General features: G+C 56.4%; 23 protein-coding genes. 18 read left to right on the top strand and 5 right to left on the bottom strand.

Features of this window, described 5'->3' with window-relative positions; all coding sequences use genetic code 11:
* Positions 1 to 1,188: transglycosylase domain-containing protein (locus M0974_RS26620; protein WP_297844173.1), on the bottom strand; the 1,188-nt coding region annotated here is incomplete at its 3' end.
* A 117-nt stretch (positions 1,189 to 1,305) separates the two neighbouring features.
* Here M0974_RS26620 and M0974_RS26615 point away from each other — a divergent pair.
* From M0974_RS26615 to M0974_RS26605, 3 genes are all read left to right on the top strand, one after another.
* Positions 1,306 to 2,850 carry a bifunctional aminoglycoside phosphotransferase/ATP-binding protein gene (locus tag M0974_RS26615; protein WP_297844171.1) on the top strand — a complete coding sequence of 515 codons (1,545 nt, stop codon included), beginning with the start codon at positions 1,306 to 1,308 and terminating at the stop codon, positions 2,848 to 2,850.
* An 89-nt stretch (positions 2,851 to 2,939) separates the two neighbouring features.
* The gene (locus M0974_RS26610; RefSeq protein WP_297844169.1) at positions 2,940 to 3,284 is read left to right on the top strand and encodes a pentapeptide repeat-containing protein; all 345 of its coding nucleotides are present in this window, start codon (positions 2,940 to 2,942) and stop codon (positions 3,282 to 3,284) included.
* A gap of 244 nt (positions 3,285 to 3,528) precedes the next feature.
* Positions 3,529 to 3,828 carry a TfoX/Sxy family protein gene (locus M0974_RS26605; RefSeq protein ID WP_297844167.1) on the top strand — a complete coding sequence of 100 codons (300 nt, stop codon included), beginning with the start codon at positions 3,529 to 3,531 and terminating at the stop codon, positions 3,826 to 3,828.
* Between the two features lie 197 nt (positions 3,829 to 4,025).
* On the opposite strand, the gene deoC is transcribed toward M0974_RS26605, so the two are convergent.
* Positions 4,026 to 4,796 (bottom strand): deoxyribose-phosphate aldolase, encoded by a 771-nt coding sequence (gene deoC / locus M0974_RS26600; protein ID WP_297844165.1) that lies wholly within the window; start codon positions 4,794 to 4,796, stop codon positions 4,026 to 4,028.
* 118 nt (positions 4,797 to 4,914) lie between these two features.
* Positions 4,915 to 5,601: a ChaN family lipoprotein gene (locus M0974_RS26595; RefSeq protein ID WP_297844175.1), complete on the bottom strand. Its 687-nt coding sequence runs from the start codon at positions 5,599 to 5,601 to the stop codon at positions 4,915 to 4,917.
* Positions 5,602 to 5,845: 244 nt separating this feature from the next.
* Between M0974_RS26595 and M0974_RS26590 the strand changes: the two genes are divergently transcribed.
* The gene (locus M0974_RS26590) at positions 5,846 to 6,175 is read left to right on the top strand and encodes a Rieske 2Fe-2S domain-containing protein (protein ID WP_297844163.1); all 330 of its coding nucleotides are present in this window, start codon (positions 5,846 to 5,848) and stop codon (positions 6,173 to 6,175) included.
* On the opposite strand, the gene sfsA is transcribed toward M0974_RS26590, so the two are convergent.
* Positions 6,153 to 6,893, bottom strand: a complete 741-nt coding sequence (gene sfsA, locus M0974_RS26585; RefSeq protein ID WP_297844161.1) for a DNA/RNA nuclease SfsA — start codon at positions 6,891 to 6,893, stop codon at positions 6,153 to 6,155. The genes M0974_RS26590 and sfsA overlap by 23 nt on opposite strands.
* A complete protein-coding gene (locus M0974_RS26580) occupies positions 6,893 to 8,065 on the bottom strand; it encodes a pyridoxal phosphate-dependent aminotransferase (protein ID WP_297844159.1) in 1,173 nt (390 codons plus the stop codon). The genes sfsA and M0974_RS26580 overlap by 1 nt, the downstream gene beginning before the upstream one ends.
* Positions 8,066 to 8,412: 347 nt before the next feature.
* Here M0974_RS26580 and dksA point away from each other — a divergent pair, with 347 nt between their 5' ends.
* The 14 genes from dksA to M0974_RS26510 form a co-directional block, all read left to right on the top strand.
* Positions 8,413 to 8,856, top strand: coding sequence for an RNA polymerase-binding protein DksA (gene dksA, locus M0974_RS26575; protein WP_297844157.1), 444 nt, complete (start codon positions 8,413 to 8,415; stop codon positions 8,854 to 8,856).
* A gap of 91 nt (positions 8,857 to 8,947) precedes the next feature.
* Positions 8,948 to 9,835, top strand: a complete 888-nt coding sequence (gene gluQRS / locus M0974_RS26570; protein ID WP_297844155.1) for a tRNA glutamyl-Q(34) synthetase GluQRS — start codon at positions 8,948 to 8,950, stop codon at positions 9,833 to 9,835.
* Between the two features lie 102 nt (positions 9,836 to 9,937).
* On the top strand, positions 9,938 to 10,114 hold the full coding sequence (locus M0974_RS26565) for a hypothetical protein (protein WP_297844152.1): 177 nt from the start codon (positions 9,938 to 9,940) through the stop codon (positions 10,112 to 10,114).
* A complete protein-coding gene (locus tag M0974_RS26560; protein WP_297844150.1) occupies positions 10,098 to 13,052 on the top strand; it encodes a sensor histidine kinase in 2,955 nt (984 codons plus the stop codon). Before M0974_RS26565 ends, M0974_RS26560 begins: the two co-directional genes overlap by 17 nt.
* Positions 13,053 to 13,075: 23 nt before the next feature.
* The gene (locus M0974_RS26555) at positions 13,076 to 14,518 is read left to right on the top strand and encodes a sigma-54 dependent transcriptional regulator (protein WP_297844148.1); all 1,443 of its coding nucleotides are present in this window, start codon (positions 13,076 to 13,078) and stop codon (positions 14,516 to 14,518) included.
* 718 nt (positions 14,519 to 15,236) lie between these two features.
* Positions 15,237 to 16,649, top strand: a complete 1,413-nt coding sequence (locus M0974_RS26550) for a polynucleotide adenylyltransferase PcnB (protein ID WP_297844145.1) — start codon at positions 15,237 to 15,239, stop codon at positions 16,647 to 16,649.
* 2 nt (positions 16,650 to 16,651) lie between these two features.
* Positions 16,652 to 17,125, top strand: a complete 474-nt coding sequence (folK, locus tag M0974_RS26545; protein WP_297844143.1) for a 2-amino-4-hydroxy-6-hydroxymethyldihydropteridine diphosphokinase — start codon at positions 16,652 to 16,654, stop codon at positions 17,123 to 17,125.
* A 252-nt stretch (positions 17,126 to 17,377) separates the two neighbouring features.
* Positions 17,378 to 18,178 (top strand): 3-methyl-2-oxobutanoate hydroxymethyltransferase, encoded by an 801-nt coding sequence (gene panB, locus M0974_RS26540; protein WP_297844140.1) that lies wholly within the window; start codon positions 17,378 to 17,380, stop codon positions 18,176 to 18,178.
* Positions 18,175 to 19,026: a pantoate--beta-alanine ligase gene (gene panC, locus M0974_RS26535; RefSeq protein WP_297844137.1), complete on the top strand. Its 852-nt coding sequence runs from the start codon at positions 18,175 to 18,177 to the stop codon at positions 19,024 to 19,026. Before panB ends, panC begins: the two co-directional genes overlap by 4 nt.
* A gap of 2 nt (positions 19,027 to 19,028) precedes the next feature.
* A complete protein-coding gene (gene panD / locus M0974_RS26530; protein ID WP_297844135.1) occupies positions 19,029 to 19,409 on the top strand; it encodes an aspartate 1-decarboxylase in 381 nt (126 codons plus the stop codon).
* A 223-nt stretch (positions 19,410 to 19,632) separates the two neighbouring features.
* The gene (gene pgi, locus M0974_RS26525; protein ID WP_297844132.1) at positions 19,633 to 21,297 is read left to right on the top strand and encodes a glucose-6-phosphate isomerase; all 1,665 of its coding nucleotides are present in this window, start codon (positions 19,633 to 19,635) and stop codon (positions 21,295 to 21,297) included.
* Between the two features lie 151 nt (positions 21,298 to 21,448).
* On the top strand, positions 21,449 to 23,386 hold the full coding sequence (gene acs, locus M0974_RS26520; protein WP_297844129.1) for an acetate--CoA ligase: 1,938 nt from the start codon (positions 21,449 to 21,451) through the stop codon (positions 23,384 to 23,386).
* A 13-nt stretch (positions 23,387 to 23,399) separates the two neighbouring features.
* Positions 23,400 to 24,278, top strand: a complete 879-nt coding sequence (locus M0974_RS26515) for an oxygenase MpaB family protein (RefSeq protein ID WP_297844126.1) — start codon at positions 23,400 to 23,402, stop codon at positions 24,276 to 24,278.
* Between the two features lie 138 nt (positions 24,279 to 24,416).
* The coding region (locus M0974_RS26510; protein WP_297844124.1) for a beta-ketoacyl synthase N-terminal-like domain-containing protein at positions 24,417 to 24,772 on the top strand (356 nt) is incomplete at its 3' end.

Below are 24,772 nucleotides of genomic sequence, written 5' to 3'. Positions count from 1 at the left end.
GGTGAAAATGCGCAGACCCTCTTCGGTCAAATCTTCGTCTCGGTAATCTTGACGTAGCTGTCGCTTGACCAAATCGAGGAAGTCCGGGAATGAGCTGTCAGCCAGGCTGCCCATTTTGCTGACACCCAACGGCATTTTCTTCGCGGCGGCTACCACGTCGGCAGTCGCCACGCCCTGCTGCTCCAGAAGATCGAGCACCAGATTGCGCCGCTCCAAAGCACGGTCGGGGTAACGACGCGGATTATAGTAGGACGGGCCTTTGACCATGCCGACCAATAGCGCCACCTGGTGCAACTTGAGTTCAGACAACGGCTGGCTGAAAAAATACTGGCTGGCGAGGCCGAAACCGTGCACCGCACGCTGACCGTCCTGACCGAGGAAAACTTCGTTGAGGTATGCCTCGAGAATTTCCTGCTTGCTGTAATGAATCTCCAGCAGTACGGACATCATTGCTTCGGTCAGCTTACGGCTAAGGCTGCGCTCGTTGGTCAGGTAGAAGTTTTTGACCAATTGTTGCGTCAGCGTACTACCGCCCTGGCGCATCTGCCCGGCAGAGGCGTTGACCCAGAACGCACGGGCAATGGACTTGGGCGACACACCGAAATGGTGATAAAAATCCCGGTCTTCGACCGTCACCAGCGTATCGAGCAGATAAGGCGGCGCCTGATCCAGCTTGATCAAAATGCGATCTTCAAGGTTTTTCGGGTACAACCCACCGATCATCAACGGCTCAAGCCGAGCCACTGACAACTTCGAGCCGTTGGGCGCCGACAAGGCAGCCACCGTGTTACCGGCAAAACGTACGCGAACCTGTTGTGCCGGATCAGTGCCTTCGTAGAACTGGAAACCACGCGTATTGAGGTCGACTGTGGTACCGCTTACCGCTGCCGCACCTGGGCCATTGGCCACCGCTTCACGGCGATAGCCCAGCGCGTCGAGTTCTGTCAGAAAATCGACCTGAGAAAGCTTTTGCCCGACGAACAGCTCCAGCGGGCGCGCGTAAACCTTGGCCGGAATGGTCCAGCGCTTGCCGGAAAATTTTTCCTGAACGATTGCGTCAAGGTAGATCGCGAAGCCGGCGAGCACGACCAGGCCGACCAAACTGAGCTTAATGGCCCAGCCTAACCAAGGGCGAAGACCGCCAGCGGGACGTTTTGGGGGGGTACGAGGAGTGCGGGTACGAGTCATGGCGGCGGATTATACGCACTTTATTGATGACCGACAGGCACCCTTCTAGCGGTTTGCAGCGCAGCTATGAGTCGCCATAATGGCAGCCAGAATTTTTAATCTTTTAAAGGATCGTCTGTGAGCCAATCTCTGATTGCAGCCCTACAAAACCCGACCTTATTCCCGCACCCGGTCGAGCGTTTTCAGGTTATAGAAACGCATATCTCCTGGGTCCTGTTGACCGGCCCTTACGCGTACAAATTCAAAAAGCCGGTGAATTTTGGTTTCCTCGACTTCACTACGTTGTCGTCACGCCAGCACTTCTGCGGTGAAGAGCTGCGTTTGAATCAACGTCTGACAAACGATCTCTATCTGGAAGTCCTGCCAATCACGGGGAGCCCGGACGCTCCAATGCTGGGCGGTGAGGGCGAGGTGATTGAGTACGCATTGAAGATGCGCCAGTTCCCACAAAGCCAACTGCTCAGCACGCTGCAAGCCAACGGCGAACTGACCACCGCGCATATCGATGCAATGGCCACACAAATTGCCGAGTTTCACCTGAGCGCCCCGCATGTTCCGTCAGAACATGCGCAAGGCACACCAGAATCAGTAATGGCGCCGGTCCTGCAAAACTTTGAGCAAATTCGTGCGTTGATCAGCGACAAAGCTGACCTGCAACAACTCGAAGCACTCCAAGCCTGGGCGCAGAGCAGCTTCGAGCGCCTTAAAGGCTTGCTCTCCCAGCGCAAGGCCGAAGGCTTTATTCGTGAATGCCATGGCGATATCCACTTGGGTAACGCCACATTGATCGACGGCAACGTAGTGATTTTCGACTGCATCGAATTCAATGAGCCGTTCCGCTTCACTGACGTCTATGCCGACATCGGCTTTCTCGCGATGGACCTCGAAGACCGCGGTTTGAAATCCTTGTCCCGCCGCCTTATCAGCCAATACCTGGAGCTGACCGGCGATTACCAGGGTCTGGAGCTACTAAACTTCTATAAAGCATACCGAGCTCTGGTGCGTGCAAAAGTTGCATTGTTTAGCCTGTCCGCAGATGCCGACGCGGTGCAACGCGCCACGACCCTGCGTCAGTACCGCAACTATGCCAATCTGGCGGAAAGCTACAGCGCTATCCCATCACGCTTTCTGGTCATTACACACGGCGTTTCGGCCGTGGGCAAAAGCCACGTGGCGATGCGCTTGGTGGAAGCGTTAGGCGCTATCCGCCTACGTTCGGATGTCGAGCGCAAGCGCCTGTTCGCCAACAACAGTGAAATAGGCACTTTGTACGGCGCCGATGCCAGTACGGCAACCTATGCCCGTTTGCACCAGTTGGCAGACAGCGTGTTACGCGCAGGTTTCCCAGTGGTCATCGATGCAACGTATTTGAAGCGTGAGCAACGCGACGCTGCCGCCAAGGCTGCAGAAGCTACGGGGACGCCGTTCCTTATTCTCGATTGCGACGCACCACACGCTGTGATTGCCGGCTGGCTGGCACAACGCCAGGCACAAAACAACGATCCATCCGATGCCACCATGGAAATCATCGAAGCCCAGCAGGCCAATCGGGAACCGCTGGCAGCCGATGAAATTTTGCGCAGCAAGCGCGTTGAAACCAACAACAGCAGCGATCTGGATGGCCTCGTAGCCCATATTCGTCAGCGCTTGCCCGGCCTCTAAAAGATTTTTCGAACCGTGCGGCGGTTAACGCTTCACGGCTCAAAAATAGTGGCACTATAATGGCGCCATAAATCTAACAGGAGACGACCATGAGCCAACCCAAGCAGCTCGATTCGCCGCTTTATCTGATGCTGCACAACGAAGACGTCGAAGGTTTCAATTTACAGAAACCCCGTAAAGGCACGGTCGATATGGCTGGCGGCGATTTTCGCGGGCTGGACTTGCGTCAACTGGACGCCACCGATGTCGACTTCACCGATGCGTATTTCCGTGCAGCGGATTTGCGCGGGCTGGATTTGCGTCATACCGCAATGGAGGGCGCCAGTCTGGGGCACGCGCAAATCTCCGGGGCCTTTTTTCCGGTAGAACTGACCGCTGATGAAATCCTCATGTCGGTCAATTTTGGTACCCGTCTGCGCTACAGAACCAAATGATTTTTTACGCTTGAAGCATCAGTTCTACCCGCGCGCGCTATCGTGCGGGGACGGCCGTTAGCACCTGATCGAAAAACAAAGTAAAGCAAGCCGGTAATCGCCGCACCGATATCCCCGCACCGCCCGGCCGACGAGCAGCTAAGTAGCTCACTAAGCGCTTTTTCCACTCCCCGCTACACTCTTCTTTTCAGATTTGCAAATACAGCAAACGCAGTGCAGTGCTCAGCCATAGCAAGGAGGCAGGATGAACGACGAACTGCAACACCTGAAAAATCTTGGTAAGACGTCCGCGCAGTGGCTGCATGCCGTGGGCATCCACAGTGCCTCCGACTTACGTCGCCTAGGCGCGGTGGATGCCTACAGGGCGGTGCGCACTCGAGGCTTCCGCGCGTCCAAAGTTTTGCTCTATGCCATTGAAGGTGCGCTTTTAGACATTCATTGGAGCGATATACCGGCCGAGCGCAAAGAGGCGCTGAACGATCAGTTGGAGGCGCTCTCCCCCCGACCAAAAGCACCCGACCAGGAGGTCAGGTCCGCTCAATGAAAATAGCTGCGCTGATGGTGTTGACATACAAATGAGAATTGTTATGATTCGCACATCTGGTCGCGAGGCCAGTCGATGATTTGAAAGACCATTGGTTCGGGATCTCAAATTATCTCCTCATCAGGCTAATCACGGTTATTTGACCCGGCAGTTTTGCCGGGTCTTTTTTTGCCTGTAGAAAACTGATCGAAAGCCTATCAACGTCCTGGCGCCAGGATCCCCAAGCGAGTGAGCACGTCATCGAGCAGACTTGAGGCGCCCAACCTTACACGATTGACGTTAACCCAATGCGGGCCGAAGCGGGCTCTCGCCAAGTCGAGATAGACCTTTGCCTCTTCAAACGTTCGAATACCGCCGGTCGCTTTAAAACCTCCCTGCCCGCCCGCTTCAGCAATCACCTCCAGAATGATTCGTGCCGCTTGCGGGGTGGCATTGACGCTCAGCTTGCCGGTACTGGTTTCGATAAAGTCGACCCCTAGGTTGACCATGTCCATGCACACGCTGCGGATGATTTGTGGATCTTTCAGTTCGCCGGTTTCAAGAATGACTTTCAAAATCGCTCGGCTCCCGCAGGTCGCCCGACAGGCTTCCACGAGATCAGTTGCATCCTGTTTATTGCCGGTGAGTTGCGTGCGGTAGGGGTAAACCAGGCTGACTTCATCTGCACCCGAGGCTAAAGCAGCGCGGGTTTCATAAACTGCCGACTGCAGGCTCGACCTGCCGTGGGGATAATTGGCGACCGCGGAAATACGCACACCTTCGGCATGCAGAGCACCCAGAGTACGGCGCGCCAGCTGGACAAATTGCGGATAGACACACACCGATGCCACGAAGCCCACGGGAGTAACCGCCCTTCGGCAAAGGGCTATGACGCGCTCTTCGTCGTCATCAGTATTGAGCGAGGTCAAGTCCAGCAGCTCAATCATCTGAAGAGCCAATTGCTCTTCCTGTGCAGTCATGTGTTCCATATGGCTCGGCCCCTTGGTGACGGCCAAGACAATAAACGAGGCGAAGGCTTCGAACTTGATCGATCCTCGAATAGGGAACGGGACTACATAATTGCAAGACGTATCCCAACGAAAAGAATTACGGAGATTGATTACGCCAATGGAAGCCGTGGTCCTTCCTTGAGGCAGCGGTGTACCACACATAATCGGCAGTAACCGACGTCACGTGCGTCCCCACTTCGGCCAACATCAATACGACAGTTGTGTCTTGCGCATCCAGATCGAGAAGGTGCAGCGGTACGCCAACATCCTTGCGTACATGATGCGCACCCGCGAATAAAAGCGCAGGAGCTGGCGCCGCGAGCAGTTGCTGAGCCATACGCCGATTCGCCGCAATTTCATCGCCAGCCAGATTTGCCGACAATAAGGGATAAGGCTGCCCGAGGGCGTAGCGGACGACAGGTCCATATAAAGCCCAGTCCCAGTCTTCCTGCCAACCCAAAGCTGCCGGAATATCTGCAGGGTCAGTTAACGTGTAGGCAGCTTTGACTTTTTCGACGTTTGATTGCTGGCTTGGGTTGAGCATTTCCAAAAACAAGCTGCCTTGTGGGCGCCGGTCAACCAAAACCTGCATGATCCAAAGTTCTAGCGCGTGGTGATCCGGATTATTGTGCTGCTCGCCGACCAACACTCTGGGCGCTTGTGCCAGACGTTCAGCCAACTGTTGCGCCGTCAGCTTTTCCCCACTTTTCAAATCGCGAATCATGCCTATGTCCACATGTTCAAGATGGGTTAATAAAGCGGGTACATCCCTTAGCGGTAGAATGGCCGTGAGACCGACATCATGTTGCCAGATGAATGCATTCGAACACATCAATAACCGCAAACGACAACATTAACCCGTAGCACGTCCTATTTCATTCTAGATTACTGCTGGCACGGCGCGTTGGCCGGCACAGTGTAGTAGGTAAATACGGACGGGTTGCGCAGGGCGTGATAACGGGCGAAGCAGCGTCACGCATCGGGACCTGCGACACTGCACGGCATTGGCCATCCTATGGGAACCGCGCATGAAATTTCTCTGCGACGCAGAGCACCTGACTGAAGCACACAGCCGAGGCTTTGAGATTGACGGGCTGAAGCTGGTAGCCGTGCGCCGAGAAGGACAGGTATTCGTCTACCGCAATCGCTGCCCACACCGAGGAGTGCCGCTTGAATGGAAGACGGATCAGTTTCTCGACGTCAGCGCCAGCCTGATCCAGTGCGCCACCCATGGCGCACTGTTTCTCATCGAGAGCGGTGAATGTGTGGCGGGGCCTTGCGCAGGAGAGTCACTGGGTGCGATCAGCTGTCGCGAAGACTCAAGCGGAATCTGGATCACCCCACCCGCAGAGGAATAGGGTTGATGGCGGCCAAATGCACCTCGAGCCGACGATCAATACGGACCTCTTGCGGCGTCAGTTGCACACCGTAGGCCAACACTTCAACCCCTGCCGATACCGCCTCACGCAGTGCCGCGGCATACAGCGGATCAATCTCCTCGGCGGGACGCACCGCTTCGATTCCGGTCAGGTTCACGCAATACACCAGCACCGCACGGGTCCCCTCCCGCGCCAGGACTGCCAATTCACGCAAGTGGCGTGCACCACGCTGGGTGACTGAATCAGGAAATGCCGCAATCGGCGAGCCGTCAAATCCCAAGGTGACACTTTTGACTTCCACGAACGCCGGCCCGCTCGGATAGTCCAGACGAAAGTCCACCCGACTGTTTTCTTGTCCGTACGCCACTTCCCGCTTGAGCGCGGTAAAACCGTTTAGTTCGGTGATCACACCGGTGCGCAAGGCTTCTTCGACCAGATTATTCGCTCGCCCGGTATTAACACAGGCCAATCGCCCTTGCGGCGTTTCGGCAATTTCCCAAGTGCCAGGCAGTTTACGTTTTGGATCATTGGAGCGGCTGAACCATACTCGGCCACCAGGGGCCATGCAGTTAAACATTGAGCCGGTGTTCGGACAGTGGATGGTGAGTTTCTCACCGCTGTCAGTCTCGATGTCAGCGAGGAAGCGCTTATAGCGAACCAACAAACGACCGTGTTCAAGCTCGGGAGAGAAACGCATCAGCCTTGCCAACTCCGTAAACCATGGGCAATTCGTGCAACGGCTTCCTGCAACCTAGGCAAGCTCTGGGTATACGCAAATCGAACATGGTGGCCCGCCTGAAAGCGACCGAAATCCAGGCCCGGCGTAATAGCGACGTGTTCTACCTCAAGAAAATGCTGGCAGAATGCGAATGCATCACCACCGAAGGCGCTGATGTCTGCGTAAAGGTAAAACGCCCCCTCAGGCTCGACAGCAATACCGAAGCCTAACTCGCGCAAGGCAGGCAACAGAAAATCTCGGCGCCGACCAAACTCGGCGCGCCGTTCTTCGAGAATCTCCAGGGTTTGCGGCTCAAAACAGGCGAGCGCGGCGTACTGAGCCATGCTCGGCGCACTGATATAGAGGTTTTGCGCAAGTTTCTCCAGGTCTGCCACCGCATCTTCTGGAGCAACCAGCCAGCCCAGCCGCCAGCCAGTCATCCCGAAATATTTGGAGAAACTGTTGAGCACAAAGGCGTCGTCATCGACTTCCAGCACGCTGGATGCGTCACAACCATAGGTCAAGCCGTGGTAGATCTCATCGACCACCAAATGCCCGTGGCGCGTTTTTACCGCAGCTGACAACGCGGCTAACTCCTCGCGGGTCAACATCGTGCCCGTCGGATTGGCAGGCGAGGCAACCAATGCACCAACGCTGTCTTTATCCCAATGCCGGGCCACCAGATCAGGCGTCAATTGATAACGTACGTCCGGGCCGACTGGCACCAACTGTGCAGCACCTTCGACAAGACGTAAAAAATGTCGATTGCAGGGATACCCTGGATCAGCCAACAACCAATGTTTACCGGGATCGACCAACAGGCTCGTCGCCAACAACAAGGCCCCAGAGCCACCGGGGGTGACCAGAATTCGTTTTGCATCAATCGTCACGTTATAGCGCTGGGCGTAGAACCCGGCGATGGCTTCGCGCAATTGCGGCAACCCACGGGCCGCGGTGTAACGGGTCTTGCCTGCAGCCAAAGCAGCCTGGCCTGCGGCAATGATGGGCTCGGCAGTGGTGAAGTCAGGCTCACCAATTTCAAGGTGGATGACATCATGGCCTGCCGCCTGCAATTCGTTCGCTCGCGCCAATAAGGCCATGACGTGAAAGGGTTCGATGGCGCGGCTTCGCGCACTGTAGAGGTGAGCCATGAATCTTCCTTTAATGGGAGAGTCCAATTATTGATCAACTGATTCTACCCAACCGGCAGCCTTACAGTCCTGTTTATAACAGGAGTGCCTGATAACCATTTTCGGCGCTAAAAAAACAGAACGAGTCGGCCGGCCGGTACTAAAATCAATTTTTGCAAAGGTTTTTTTGAAGCACACTCAAGCGTCACGGCGTTGAAAGACAAAAAGGTGACAGTGCGCTCGTCAACGGGGAGTAGCGCACTCTGATTTGATCTGGTAAGTTCGCCCGCTTGCAGCCGCAGGGCCGGCAGGTGTCGGTGAAGGAACAATCCTGCGCAATGGATAGAAAAGCGAGAGGCGGTCCATTCATGCCCACCCAAGAAAAGCAGCAAAACAGTCCGCAAGTTCGTGACTTCGAACCTTACACAATCAGTAAGGGCGAGGAGTACATGAGCGAGCCTATGCGCTCCCACTTCATTGGTATCCTCAATAAGTGGAAGCAGCAGTTGATGGTCGAGGTTGATCGGACCGTAGACCACATGAAGGACGAGGCGGCAAATTTCCCTGACCCTGCAGACCGTGCAAGCCAGGAAGAAGAGTTCAACCTGGAGTTACGGGCACGTGACCGTGAACGCAAACTGATCAAAAAGATCGACAAGACGCTGGGCCTGATCAAAGACGAAGAATATGGCTGGTGCGAGTCCTGCGGCGTAGAGATTGGCATCCGCCGACTGGAAGCACGCCCTACCGCCGACCTGTGTATCGATTGTAAAACCTTGGCTGAAATCAAGGAAAGACAGGTTGGTAAATGACCAGCCACAAGGGGCGCTTCGGCGCCCTTTGTTGTTTTTGGCGGTCTTATCCCTATAGATCGCTATCGCGCTGTTCCAGTACCATCACGCCATGAATTCCCCCTCGTACATCGGGCGCTTTGCGCCAACCCCCAGCGGTTACCTGCACTTTGGCTCACTGGTCGCGGCCTTGGCGTCGTACCTCGACGCGCGTGCCGTAGGCGGACAATGGCTAATGCGCATGGAAGACCTCGACCCGCCCCGCGAAGTGGCCGGCGCACAGGGCGCGATTTTGCGCACACTGGAGAGCTATGCCTTCGAGTGGGACGGCGAAGTGATCAACCAGAGCCATCGGCACGAAGCTTATGCTCAGGTAGCCAACCGATGGGTCAGTCAGGGGCTGGCGTATGCCTGCACCTGCTCGCGCAAGCAACTGCAAGCATTCAACGGGATTTACCCCGGCCAGTGCCGCAACGCAGGACACGACCCGCAAAACTCAGCCATACGCATCCGCGTGCCGGAGCTGGAGTATCGCTTTGTAGACCGGGCCCAGGGCATGTACGCCCAACATTTGGGCCGCGACGTGGGCGACTTCGTGATCCGTCGCCGTGACGGTCTCTACGCATATCAACTGGCGGTGGTGATCGATGATGCCTGGCAAGGCATCACCGATATTGTCCGGGGCGCCGACTTGCTCGACTCCACGCCCCGGCAGCTCTACCTGCAAGAGCTACTTGGGTTGCCCCAACCGCGATATTTGCACGTACCCCTGATCACCCAGCCCGACGGTAATAAATTGGGTAAATCGTACCGCTCGCCGCCGTTGCCCAGCGATCAAGCAACTCCGTTACTCCTGCGCGCATTGCGTGCCTTGGGTCAAACAACGGACGATGGACTTCGATACGCTAGCCCTCAGGAGGTATTGGCATGGGGAATAAAGCACTGGAATGCTCACTTGATACCCCGTATTCGGCATCTGGAAGAGGCCGAATTAAGCTGAGTTAGAGCCTTCGGCATGGTCAAGCGCCTATGACGACTGAAACGCCACTTGCAGCTTCGCTACCATCCAGTACCATCGCCCGACCTTTTTAGTGAGGCCAACATGTATATCTATCGATTGGTCCTGCTCCTGGTGGTAGGGATATACCTGTTTTCTCCAGCCATCATGGACTGGTGGATTGACGCGACAGGCGCGTGGTATCGCCCGTATTTGCTCTGGCTGATTCTGATCGTCGTGACCTTTATTTTGCAGAGTCAACGTGATGCCGATGACCTTTAGCCTGACCCAGATGATCTTGATCAGCGCCACCTATTTGTTGATGCTGTTCGGCGTCGCCTGGATCAGTGAGCGTGGCCTGATTCCGCGCTGGATCATCCGTCACCCACTGACCTACACCCTGTCCCTTGGGGTATACGCCAGCGCTTGGGCTTTTTATGGCACGGTGGGCCTGGCGTACCAATACGGATACGGCTTTCTATCCAGTTATCTGGGCGTGTCCGGCGCTTTTTTGCTGGCGCCAGTGCTGCTCTACCCGATCCTTAAAATTACTCGCACTTACCAGCTGTCTTCATTGGCGGACTTGTTTGCCTTCAGGTTTCGCAGCACCTGGGCCGGCGCACTGACCACTATCTTCATGCTGATCGGTGTACTGCCATTGCTGGCATTACAAATCCAGTCCGTGGCCGACTCAATCGGCATTCTGACTCACGAACCAGTGCAAAATCGGGTCGCGCTGGCTTTTTGCGCCTTGATCACACTGTTCACCATCTTTTTCGGTTCGCGGCACATCGCAACGCGCGAGAAGCATGAGGGTCTGGTGTTCGCCATCGCCTTTGAATCGGTCATCAAACTGGTGGCGATGGGCGGCGTTGGTTTGTACGCCCTGTACGGCGTGTTCGACGGCCCAACGCAGCTGGAACAATGGCTGCTGCAAAACCAGGCGGCCCTCGCGGCCCTCCATACACCGCTGCAAGAAGGGCCGTGGCGCACTCTGCTGTTGGTGTTCTTTGCCTCGGCCATCGTCATGCCGCACATGTACCACATGACCTTTACCGAAAATCTAAACCCGCGCTCGCTGGTTAGCGCCAGCTGGGGTTTACCACTGTTTCTGTTACTTATCAGCCTCGCCGTGCCACTGATTCTGTGGGCAGGGCTCAAGCTCGGCGCCCAAACCAGCCCGGAGTATTTCACCCTGGGCGTCGGCATGGCCGCCAATAACAAAGCACTGGCTCTACTGGCGTATGTCGGCGGTTTGTCAGCGGCGAGTGGACTGATCATCGTCACCACCCTGGCCCTGTCAGGAATGGCCCTCAATCACCTGGTATTGCCGCTGTATCAGCCACCTGCGGAAGGCAATATATACCGCTGGCTAAAGTGGACCCGTCGCGGGCTGATCGTCGCAATCATCATGGCCGGCTACGGGTTCTATTTATTACTGGGCAAGCAGCGAGACTTGGCAACCTTGGGCATCGTGGCCTTCGTCGCTACCCTGCAGTTTCTACCAGGCGTGCTGTCGGTACTGTATTGGCCAACCGCCAACCGGCGAGGTTTCATTGCCGGGCTATTGGCCGGGATCACGGTCTGGATGGTGACGATGTTGTTGCCGTTGATCGGCGGCTTCCAAGATGTCTACGTCCCACTGCTGAACAAGCTCTACGTGATCGACGAAAACAGTTGGCATATGGCGGCGATTGCCTCGCTGGCGGCCAACGTCCTGATCTTCACCTTGATTTCGCTGTTCACTAATGGCAGCCCGGAAGAAGCCAGCGCTGCCGAAGCCTGCGCGGTGGATAACGTGCGACGCCCGCAGCGAAGAGAGTTGCACGCGGCATCGCCTCAGGAGTTCGCCACGCAATTAGCCAAGCCCTTGGGCGCCAAAGCCGCTCAAAAAGAAGTCGAACAGGCGCTGCGCGACCTTTACCTGCCTTTTGATGAGCGCAGGCCTTACGCGTTGCGTCGCTTACGTGACCGCATCGAAGCCAACCTCTCCGGCCTGATGGGACCGAGCGTCGCTCAGGACATGGTTGAAACGTTTCTGCCCTACAAATCCGGCAGCGAAAACTACGTCACCGAAGACATCCACTTCATTGAAAGCCGCCTTGAGGATTACCACTCACGGCTGACCGGCCTCGCCGCCGAACTTGATGCCTTGCGCCGCTATCACCGCCAAACCTTGCAAGAATTGCCCATGGGCGTGTGCTCGCTGGCCAAGGATCAAGAGATTCTGATGTGGAACAAGGCCATGGAAGAGCTGACCGGCATCGGGGCGCAACGGGTGGTCGGCTCTCGCCTGGAAACTATTGCGGATCCGTGGAGAGAATTGCTTCAAGGTTTTATCAACTTGCCGGATGAACACCTGCACAAACAACGTCTGGGGCTGGATGGACAGACGCGCTGGCTGAACCTGCACAAAGCTGCAATTGATGAACCGCTCGCGCCGGGGAACAGCGGTTTGGTGTTGCTGGTAGAAGACCTGACCGAAACGCAAATGCTCGAAGACAAGCTGGTGCACTCCGAGCGCCTCGCCAGCATTGGGCGTTTGGCTGCGGGCGTTGCCCACGAAATCGGCAACCCCATCACCGGCATCGCCTGCCTGGCGCAAAACCTGCGCGAAGAGCGCGAGGACGATGGCGAGCTAACCGAAATCAGCAGTCAGATTCTTGAGCAGACAAAACGCGTTTCACGCATCGTGCAGTCGCTGATGAGCTTCGCGCATGCCGGCAGCCACCAACATTCCGACGAAGCGGTATGCCTGGCCGAAGTGGCCCAAGATGCCATCGGTTTATTGGCGCTGAATCGACGCAATTACGAGGTGCAATTCTACAATCTCTGCAACCCTGAGCATTGGGTGGATGGAGACCCTCAAAGATTGGCGCAGGTCCTGATAAACCTGCTCACCAACGCACGCGACGCTTCGCCATCGGGCAGCGCAGTGCGAGTAAAAACCGAAGTATCGGAACACACTGTCGATCTGATCGTAGAAGACGAAGGCAGTGGGATTCCAAAATCAATCATGGACCGATTGTTCGAGCCGTTCTTCACGACTAAAGATCCTGGCGAAGGTACCGGACTGGGCCTCGCACTGGTCTATTCAATCGTTGAAGAGCATTATGGACAAATCACCATCGACAGCCCGGCCGACCCCGAGCATCAACGCGGCACCCGTATTCGGGTGACATTGCCGCGTCATGTCGAAGCGACGTCCGCTGTGAACTGAGACCGTCGAGAGTATCGAATCACATGCCTCACATTCTGATCGTCGAAGACGAAACAATTATCCGCTCGGCCCTGCGACGCCTACTGGAACGTAATCAGTACCAGGTCAGCGAAGCAGGTTCAGTGCAGGAAGCACAGGAACGTTTCAGCATTGCCTCGTTTGATTTGATCGTCAGTGACCTGCGCCTGCCTGGCGCTCCGGGCACTGAGCTGATCAAACTGGGTCAGGGCAAACCTGTCCTGATCATGACCAGCTACGCCAGCCTGCGTTCTGCCGTGGACTCGATGAAAATGGGCGCGGTGGATTACATCGCCAAGCCATTCGACCACGACGAAATGCTCCAGGCCGTCGCGCGCATTCTGCGTGACCGACAATCGATCCAAAGCCTGCAAGCCGAACACAGCGCTGCTGCGGCAAGACCTCCCAGCGTCTCTGATAAAGGCGTCGTTAATAACAGCAATGGCGAGATCGGCATCATTGGCTCATGCCCTCCGATGCAGGATCTTTACGTCAAGATTCGCAAAGTCGCTCCAACCGATTCCAATGTATTGATCCAAGGCGAATCCGGCACCGGCAAAGAGTTGGTTGCCCGCGCCTTGCACAACCTGTCCAAACGCGCCAAAGCGCCGATGATTTCGGTGAACTGCGCCGCGATCCCAGAATCCCTCATCGAGTCCGAATTGTTCGGTCACGAGAAAGGAGCATTCACCGGCGCCAGCGCAGGTCGTGCTGGTTTGGTTGAAGCGGCAGACGGCGGCACGCTGTTCCTGGACGAGATCGGTGAGTTACCGCTCGAAGCGCAGGCACGCTTGCTGCGAGTGCTTCAAGAAGGTGAAATTCGCCGTGTGGGTTCGGTGCAATCGCAAAAGGTCGATGTACGCTTGATCGCTGCGACTCACCGGGACCTCAAGAGCCTGGCTAAAGTCGGCCAATTCCGTGAAGACTTGTATTACCGCCTGCATGTTATTGCACTGAAATTACCGGCGTTGCGTGAGCGCGGTGCTGACGTGCTTGAAATCGCCCACTCGTTTTTGGCCCGGCAAAGCGCGAAGGTTGGTCGTACTGACTTGAAATTCGCACCCGACGCTGAGCAAGCGATTCGTCATTACACCTGGCCAGGTAACGTTCGCGAACTGGAAAACGCTATCGAGCGCTCGGTGATTCTGTGCGAAAGCCCGGAAATCTCTGCCGAGCTGTTGGGCATCGATATAGAGCTGAGCGATCTTGATGACGAGGACTTCATCGGTCTGGGTCCGCAGCAAGGTTCGAACAGCTCAACCAGCCATGAGCCCACCGAAGATTTATCGCTGGAAGACTATTTCCAGCACTTCGTACTAGAGCACCAGGACCACATGACCGAGACCGAATTGGCTCGCAAACTTGGGGTCAGCCGTAAATGTCTGTGGGAACGTCGCCAGCGCTTGGGCATCCCGCGGCGCAAAACCAGCGTAGCCAGCGAAAGCTGAGGTAACAAAACTGCGCGAGGCTCTGGCCCGCGCTGCTCCACGCGTGGAGCAACTGTTACCTCACTTCTATTGCGTAACAAAAGCCGGGTCTTAAGGTAACGAAAGCCCGGCTTTTTTATGCCCATCAAAAACCTCGATCTTGCTCCAGCCCCCGGTTTTAAAGGGATTTCAAAAGTTGGCACAGGTCCTGCTATATCTCTAGTACAAGAACAATAAAAAGCATTGAAGACACCATAATAAAAATAAGACGAATCGACTCACGCATAATAAAAACAAGACGGCGGAGGCGCAGCTAACTGATTCTTTTGGAGAGGAGTTGTATTTGGGGCTTGCCCCACGACCAGGCTGAGAACTATAAAAACTACCCTAAGGTAGCGCCTGAACTGGTTGGATCGAATGATCATTGCAACGCAGCGACCAAAGCAATCCGTTTGCTCTTGACTCCCGATTGGGAGGTTTCGCAGGTGAAAGCCTGTGGATTGGGCACTTAACAAAAACAAAAAGCCCGACACCATAATAAAAATAAAGCGCAAACACTTTGGGGGAGCTTCGGCTCCCCCAGTAGCTTCTGTCATCCCCCGCCCTAAACACCTGAAACCCGCTCAGACAGCCGCTATGCGCAGCTTCCTACACCATCCCCCGACTAAATGCTAGAATCCCCGCCCATCATGCGGTCATTCTTATTTTTGGCCGAATATTCCTCCAAACAGTGCATCCCATGCTGAAAAAGCTGTTCCAGTCAGTCCGCTCGCCGTTGCGTCGGCCGCAACAAACGCAACACATACGCAGCACGCCTGAAGTGCTTACCAGCAGCCAACATTCGCTGCAACGCGGCCAATTCAGTCGTTACGCGGTCAACATTGTCGAGCGCCTGCAAACCGCTGGCTATCAGGCCTATCTGGTCGGCGGCTGTGTGCGTGACATGATGCTGAACATCACGCCCAAGGATTTCGACGTCGCCACCAGCGCTACGCCGGAACAAGTGCGCGCAGAATTTCGCAATGCCCGAGTGATCGGTAGGCGCTTCAAACTGGTCCACGTTCATTTCGGCCGGGAAATCATTGAGGTTGCGACCTTTCGCGCCAATCATCCGCAAGACGATGAAGAGGAAGACAGCAACCAGTCTTCACGCAACGAAAGCGGACGGATCCTGCGCGACAACGTATACGGCACCCTTGAAGAAGACGCCCAACGTCGCGATTTCACGATCAACGCGCTGTATTACGATCCGGTGACCGAACGCGTTCTCGACTACGCCAACGGCGTACACGACATCCGCAATCGCTTAATTCGCCTGATAGGTGACCCTGAGCAGCGCTATAAAGAAGACCCTGTGCGTATGCTGCGCGCGGTGCGTTTCGCTGCGAAGCTGGATTTCGGTATCGAAAAACACAGTGCCACGCCGATTCGGCAGTTGGCGCCGATGCTGCGGGATATTCCTTCCGCACGCTTGTTCGAAGAAGTCCTGAAACTGTTTTTATCCGGTTACGCCGAACCCACGTTTGAGATGTTGGTTGATCTCGAACTGTTCGAGCCGTTATTCCCGGCCAGCGCTAAGTCGCTGGAAATGAACCCTACGTACACCCATACGCTGATCAGCGAAGCACTGGCCAATACCGACCTGCGCATTTCGCAGAACAAGCCGGTCACCCCAGCCTTTTTGTTCGCCGCCATGCTGTGGCCTGCCCTGCCCGTTAAGGTGCTTCGCTTGCAGGAACGCGGCATGCCGCCGATTCCGGCCATGCAAGAAGCCGCGCACGAGTTGATCGTCGAGCAATGCCAACGTATCGCGATTCCAAAACGTTTCACCATGCCAATTCGCGAAATATGGGATATGCAGGAGCGTTTGCCGCGCCGTACCGGAAAGCGCGCCGACCTGCTGCTCGATAACCCACGTTTCCGCGCTGGCTACGACTTCCTGTTGCTGCGCGAAATCGCGGGCGAGGAAACCGATGGCCTTGGCGATTGGTGGACCGATTATCAGGAAGGCAACGAAAGCGTTCGCCGCAACATGATTCGCGATTTGGGCAACAAGTCCGACGCTACCGGTGCAGCCCCGCGCAAACGCCGTCGTAGCAGCAGCAAACGTAAACACAATGCCAGCGACGCACCGATGACCTCAGGCGACTGACCATGGAGCGTGTCTATATCGGACTGGGCAGCAATCTGGCTGACCCGGCCGAACAATTGCGCAATGCCCTTAAAGCACTGGCGCAATTGGCGTCATCCGAATGGGTAGGCGTTTCGTCTTTTTACGCCAGTGACTCGCTACTACCGGGCCAACCCCGCTATACCAACGCTGTGGCCGCCCTGAATACCGATCTCGAGCCCCTTGCGTTGCTTGATGCGCTACAAGCCATCGAACTGGATCAGGGGCGCGAACGCCATGAGCGCTGGGGGCCTAGAACACTGGACCTGGACATCGTGCTGTTCGGCGACCGACTGATCGATGAGCCCCGGCTTAAAGTGCCGCACTATCACCTGCAAGCCCGTGCCTTTGTCCTGTACCCCTTGGCGGAACTGGCTCCGCACTTGCAACTGGCCGATGGCCGCGCCCTTGATCAACTCCTGGAAGACTGCCCTTTCGTTGGCCTCGAACGCCTGTAAAACCCCAGTTTCAACGTAGTGGACAGTTACCGCGCAAGGCCCACCTGCGGTAACAGATACTCAAACGGTAACACCTGTAATTGACTTCGTGCCCCCTCATCACGAAGATAGGCGTCCCGCTGCCGATCACTCGGCAAAAGGGCGCGAATCAGGCCTTTGCAAAACACCGCATACGACGGTGTGCCTGTTTTTCCAGATGATCTCATGCGTTGCTCGCAGTAGTTTCACAGCGCCTGAACGAGGATTTTCTTCATGCCAGACATAACCCTGACGACCCTGCAAAGCCTCAAGCAGAAAGGTGAAAAAATCACCATGCTGACCTGCTATGACGCGACCTTTGCTCACGCTGTCAGCCAGGCCGGTGTCGAAATATTGTTGATCGGCGACTCGCTGGGCATGGTCCTGCAGGGCCACGACAGCACACTGCCGGTGACCAATGCCGAGATGGCCTACCACGTCGCCTGCGTCAAACGCGGTAACCAGGGCGCGTTGATCCTCGCTGACCTACCGTTTATGGCGTACGCCACCCTCGAACAAACCTTTGCCAACAGTGCGCAACTGATGCAAGCCGGCGCGCACATGATCAAAGTCGAGGGCGCGGCCTGGCTGGCCGAGTCCATCAAGCTGCTGGCCGAGCGCGGTATCCCGGTGTGTGCGCACATGGGTTTGACCCCGCAGTCGGTCAATATCCTCGGCGGCTATAAAGTGCAGGGTCGCCTTGAAGCACAAGCGCGTCAGATGCGCGCCGATGCCATCGCGCTCGAGCAAGCCGGCGTAGCCATGATCCTGCTTGAGTGCGTACCCAGCGAGCTGGCACAAGAAATCACCCAAGCGGTCAAAGTACCGGTGATCGGGATTGGCGCTGGCAGCGCAACCGACGGCCAAGTACTGGTGCTGCACGACATGCTCGGCCTCTCCATTACCGGACGGGTGCCCAAGTTTGTGAAGAACTTCATGGCCGGCCAACCGGACATACAGTCGGCGCTGCAGGCTTATGTCGCCGCGGTCAAAGACGTGAGTTTTCCTGCAACTGAACACGGATTTTCGGCATGAACACAGTAAAAACTGTCCGCGAACTACGCGCAGCCATCGCTCGGGCACGTAGCGAAGGCAAACGCATCGGCCTGGTGCCGACCATGGGCAACTTGCACAGCGGCCATGCCGCACTGGTGCTCAAGGCTGCGCAACGCACTGACTTCGTCGTAGCAACCATCTTCGTCAACCCGCTGCAGTTTGGCCCCAACGAAGACTTGGCCACTTATCCGAGGACGCTGCCTGCCGATCAGGAAGCCCTGCTGCAAGCTGGTTGCCACCTGTTATTCACGCCCTCGGTGGATGAAATGTATCCCCATGGCATGGAATACCAAACACGAGTCAGTGTCCCGCATCTATCTGAAGGGCTGTGCGGTGGCAGTCGCCCCGGCCATTTCGAAGGCGTGGCCACCGTCGTCAGTAAGCTGTTCAACATGGTTCAGCCTGACCTGGCAGTGTTTGGCCAAAAAGACTTCCAGCAGTTGGCAGTCATTCGTGCGCTGGTTCGCGACCTGAACATGCCGATCCAGATCATTGGTGAACCGACCGTACGCGCCGCTGATGGCCTAGCACTCTCGTCACGTAACATTTACCTGACTGACGAACAGCGTGCGGCCGCACCAGCGCTGTATCGCGCCATCAAGTTCATCGCCGACGGTATTCAGCGTGGCGAGCACGATGTGCAGCGTTTACGTGCCGAAGGCCAGAAGTTGATAGAGGCCGCACATTTCCGCCTCGACTATCTTGAAGTTCGCAACGCGACCACCCTGCTCCCCACCACAGCGGCTGATCACGACTTAGTGATCATGGCCGCGGCGTACCAGGGTACTACCCGTTTGATCGACAATCTGCACCTGACCAAGGAATAAACATGCACGCAATCATGCTCAAGGCCAAGCTGCACCGTGCCGAGGTGACCCATGCTGTACTCGACTACGAAGGCTCTTGCGCCATCGACGGCGAATGGCTCGACCTGGCCGGGATTCGCGAGTACGAACAAATCCAGATCTACAACATCGACAATGGCGAGCGTTTCACCACCTACGCTATTCGTGGTGAAGAAGGCTCACGGATGATTTCAGTCAACGGCGCCGCTGCGCATAAAGCGAAAGTGGGTGATCGTGTCATCATCGCGGCCTATGCTCATTACAACGAAGCAGAGCTGCTCAATTTCAAACCGCGGATGCTGTATATGGCGCCCGGCAATGAACTTAGCCACACCAGCAATGCCATACCGGTACAGGTAGCCTGATTTTCTGTTCGACACCGTAAAGACAACGACCCACTGGGAAGCCCCGCCACGGAGGTGTGAAAAAGTACCGACCACAGGTCAAACAAGGCGCAGACAGGCGAGCAGACTGGGGTTAGTGTTCGGCTGCCTGGATGTGCACAGTGATCGTGCTTCGACTCTTCATACACCGTCCGGGCTTTTTTAGTGCCCAAAAGGCAGTTCAAGTTCAAGGAAATCCGCAGCGATGGCGTACTACCGCACTCCTCTCGACGTGACCACCCTACCCGCCTGGCAGGCGCTGACCCAACACCGTGAAGCCATGCAGGATTTCAGCATGCGCGAAGCGTTCAGCGCAGATCCCCAGCGCTTCAATGAGTTCTCCCTTAGTAGCTGTGGGCTGTTCCTCGATTACTCGAAAAACCTGATCACCCCTGAGACCCGCGACCTGCTGGTGAACCTGGCCAACGAAGTCGACCTGAAGGGCGCGATCAAAGCGCTGTTCGACGGCGAAATCGTCAATGCTTCAGAAGGTCGTCCAGCGTTGCACACCGCACTGCGCCGCCCGGTTGGCGACAAGTTGTCGGTCAACGGCGTCAACGTGATGCCTGAAGTGCATAAAGTGCTCAACCAGATAACTGATCTGGTGGGCCGTATCCATGATGGGCTATGGCGCGGCTACACCGAGAAACCGATCACTGATGTCGTGAACATCGGTATCGGTGGTTCGTTCCTCGGCCCTGAACTGGTGTCCGAAGCGCTACTGTCCTACGCACAAAAAGGCGTTCGCTGCCATTACTTGGCCAACATCGACGGCAGTGAGTTCCATGAGCTGACGATGAAGTTGCGCGCCGAGACCACGCTGTTCATCGTGTCGTCGAAGTCGTTTAACACGCTGGAAACGTTGAAAAACGCCCAAGCTGCTCGCGCCTGGTACTTGGCGCAGGGTGGTTCAGAGGCTGAGCTGTATCGCCACTTCATCGCAGTTTCCAGCAACAACGCGGCAGCGGTTGCCTTTGGTATCCGCGAAGAAAACATCTTCCCGATGTGGGACTGGGTTGGCGGTCGTTACTCGCTCTGGTCAGCCATTGGCTTGCCTATTGCTCTGGCCATCGGCATGTCCAACTTCAAGGAGCTGTTGTCCGGCGCCTCCTCCATGGACCAGCATTTCCAAAGCGCACCTTTCGAACAGAACATGCCAGTGCTGTTGGGCCTGCTCGGTGTTTGGTACGGCAACTTCTGGGGCGCGAAAAGCCACGCGATCCTGCCGTACGACCACTACCTGCGCAACATTACCAAGCACTTGCAACAGCTGGACATGGAATCCAACGGCAAAAGCGTCCGTCAGGACGGCACGCCGGTGTCCACCGACACGGGCCCGGTGATCTGGGGTGGCGTCGGTTGCAATGGTCAACACGCTTACCACCAGTTGCTGCACCAAGGCACCCAAATGATCCCGGCCGACTTCATCGTGCCGATTGTCAGCTTCAACCCGGTCGCCGATCACCACCAATGGTTGTACGCCAACTGCCTGTCGCAAAGCCAAGCGTTGATGATGGGCAAGACCCACAACGAAGCTGAAGCCGAGTTGCGCGACAAAGGCATGGACGAAGAAGAGGTGCAAAAACTTGCGCCGCACAAAGTGATTCCGGGCAACCGTCCAAGCAATACGTTGGTGGTTGAACGCATCAGCCCTCGCCGCCTAGGTGCGTTAGTGGCGATGTACGAGCACAAAGTCTTCGTCCAGAGCGTCATTTGGGGCATCAATGCCTTTGACCAATGGGGCGTGGAATTGGGCAAGGAACTGGGCAAAGGCGTCTACAACCGCCTGACCGGCAGTGAGGAAGCGCCGGCTGATGACGCATCCACTCAGGGCCTGATCAACTATTTCCGTGGTCGTCACCGCGGCTGATCCTAAGCCTGTCTAGCCGAACCCGCCCCTCGTCAGAGCCGGCGGGTTTTTTATTGCCTGAACTTTCTAACACCGAACCTATCCACTTGAATCGCTTCCGTCCAAAGCGCACCCTGATGAAATGTTGGGTCAACAAGAATAGGAAGTGTTCATGTTCGATATCAGCAAATTCCCCATCGCCGACGCCGTGCGCAAAGCGGCGCAGTTAAGCCCTGATGACTACCAGCGGCTGTATCAACAATCAGTCGAAAATCCCGATGCGTTCTGGGGTGAACAGGCTAAGGCCTTTCTCGATTGGTCAAAACCTTGGCAGCAGGTGCAGCAGTCGGATTTGAAAACCGGGCAGGCTAGCTGGTTCAAAGGCGCAGAATTAAACGTCAGCTATAACTGCATCGACCGCCATCTAGAAAGTCGGGGCGAGCAGATCGCTATTGTTTGGGAGGGCGACAGCCCTTCCGAATCAGCTGAAATCACCTACAAAAAACTGCACAACAACGTGGCCCGTCTGGCCAACGTACTCAAGAGCCGCGGCGTGCAAAAAGGTGATCGGGTGTGCATCTATATGCCGATGATTCCTGAAGCCGCCTATGCCATGTTGGCCTGCGCGCGGATCGGCGCGGTGCATTCAGTGGTGTTCGGCGGGTTTTCGCCGGACTCGCTGCGTGACCGTATTCTCGATGCGGACTGCCGGGTTGTGATCACCGCTGATGAAGGCGTCCGCGGCGGTAAATATATTGCGCTAAAACAGAACGTCGACACCGCACTGCACAGTTGCCCCGACGTGCACACCGTGCTGGTGGTGGAACGAACTCAAGGTGACGTCGACTGGGTGACCGGTCGGGATATCTGGTACCACGACGCCATGCACGGCACCAGCGACGACTGCCCTCCTGAGCCGATGGACGCCGAAGACCCTCTATTTATTCTCTACACCTCGGGCAGCACTGGCAAACCCAAGGGCGTACTGCACACCACTGGCGGCTATTTGCTGCAAGCAGCGATGACCTTCAAGCATGTGTTCGACTATCGCGAGGGCGAAATCTTCTGGTGCACTGCCGACGTGGGCTGGGTCACAGGGCATAGCTACATCGTTTATGGCCCATTGGCTAACGGCGCGACGACATTAATCTTTGAAGGTGTGCCGAGCTATCCGGACGCTTCGCGTTTTTGGCAAATCATCGACAAGCATCAAGTCAATATTTTCTACACAGCACCCACGGCCTTGCGTGCACTGATGCGCGAGGGGCCGATGCCGCTGCTGAGCACCTCCCGAGAAAGCCTGCGTGTGCTGGGCAGTGTCGGCGAACCGATCAATCCGGAAGCGTGGGAATGGTATTTCCATCACGTAGGAAAAGAACGCTGCCCGATTATCGATACGTGGTGGCAGACCGAAACCGGCGGCATCATGCTTACGCCGCTGATCAGCGCCCGGCAGCTCAAACCCGGTTGCGCGACACGTCCAATGTTTGGTGTACAACCGGTACTGCTGGATGAGCAAGGCAAGGAAATCAGCGGCGCTGGCAGCGGCTTGCTAGCAATCAAGGCCAGTTGGCCGGGGCAAATTCGCAGCATCTATGGCGACCAGCAGCGCATGGTCGAGACCTATTTCAAGCCCTATCCCGGCTACTATTTTACCGGCGACGGCGCACGTCGCGATGAAGATGGCGATTACTGGATAACTGGTCGCGTGGACGATGTGATCAATGTGTCCGGACACCGCATCGGTACCGCAGAAATTGAAAGCGCCCTGCTGCTGCACGACAGCATCGCTGAAGCTGCGGTGGTGGGTTATCCCCACGATGTGAAAGGCATGGGCATTTATGCATTCGTCACGCCCATGAACGGAGTAGAACCGGACGACGCGTTGAAAAAACAGTTGTTGGCGCACGTCACCAAAGAAATTGGCAGTTTCGCCAAACCGGAACTGATTCAATGGGCATCGGCGCTGCCGAAAACCCGCTCGGGTAAGATCATGCGTCGAATTTTGCGCAAGATAGCCTGCAACGAATTGGACAGCCTGGGAGATACTTCGACCTTGGCCGACCCGAGTGTGGTCGAAGGACTTATCGATAAACGTTTGAACCGTTAACTGCCGAGACCCCATGGAATTCATTCGTAGCCGCATCGAAACCCAAGTCATGAGCCTGACCGGATTGTCGCTGGGTCAACTAGACCTGGAAAATCCCAAGGGGGATCCCGGCTTGTTTGGCCCCCAGGCGATTTGCTGGCAGGTGCATGCCGATTTCAGCAGCATGTTGATTGGTGGGATCAGTGCGTTGTTACTGCAAGCGCTCCACCCGCTGGCGCTGGCCGGGGTCTGGGATCATTCGACGTTTCGTCAGGACATGATGGGGCGCTTGCGGCGCACTGGGCAGTTCATTGCCGGCACTACATTCGGCTCGACCCAAGACGCCAACTGGCTGATAGAGAAGGTTCGCACCATTCACCTGCAAGTGACCGGCACCGCACCTGATGGCCGCCCGTATGCGGCCAGTGATCCGGATTTGCTGACGTGGGTACACGTTGCCGAGGTCAGCAGTTTTCTGGGGGCTCATTTGCGCTACCGCAATCCAGATCTTTCTACAGCCGACCAAGACACGTACTACGCAGAAGTCGCCACCATTGCCGAACGCCTCGGCGCCCGCGACGTACCGCGCTCGCGCCAAGCGGTGGCTGATTACCTCGAACGCATGCGCCCGCAGTTGGTGTGTGATGATCGCAGCCGCGAAGTGCTGCGCCTGCTGCGCGATGCACCCGCGCCGAGTCGACTGGCAAAACCCTTTGGCGCGTTGATGATGCAAGCAGGCATCGAGTTGTTGCCGGTCTGGGCCAGCGGCCTGTTTGACCTGCATCAGAGCCCGCTGCAGCGCAGCTTGATTCGCGCCAGTGTCAAACGTAGCGCGCCGGTATTGCGCTGGGCGATGCGCAATGGCTCGGTTCAACGTGCGCATCGACGCATGGGTTTGGCCTACACCCACTAGGTGACTATTCCGTTCGCAGTTGGAACCAACCCGGCGATATGTGACAACATGTGCGCCTTTGTCACAGCCAACGCCGCAGCGAAAGGGGCCGACCGAACATAGCCCCGCGCGAATTTTAATAATTATGAGGAGCCTGCCATGCAAGACGTCGTCATTGTTGCTGCTACCCGTACCGCAGTCGGTGCATTCCAAGGTGCTTTAGCTAATATTTCCGCAGTGGATTTGGGCGCTGCCGTGATTCGTCAATTGCTGGCACAAACCGGCCTCGATCCAGCCGAAGTCGATGAAGTAATCTTGGGCCAGGTGCTGACCGCTGGCGCTGGGCAAAACCCTGCTCGTCAATCAGCAATCAAGGCCGGTCTGCCGTTCGCCGTTCCCGCCATGACCCTGAATAAAGTGTGCGGTTCAGGCTTGAAAGCACTGCACTTGGCGACCCAGGCGATTCGCTGTGGCGACGCCGACGTCATCATCGCGGGCGGCCAGGAAAACATGAG

This window comes from Pseudomonas sp., assembly GCF_026224925.1.
Lineage (GTDB): Bacteria > Pseudomonadota > Gammaproteobacteria > Pseudomonadales > Pseudomonadaceae > Aquipseudomonas.
The sequence above is the reverse complement of the archived record's forward strand: the minus strand, read 5'-3'. Positions and strand labels throughout refer to the sequence as shown.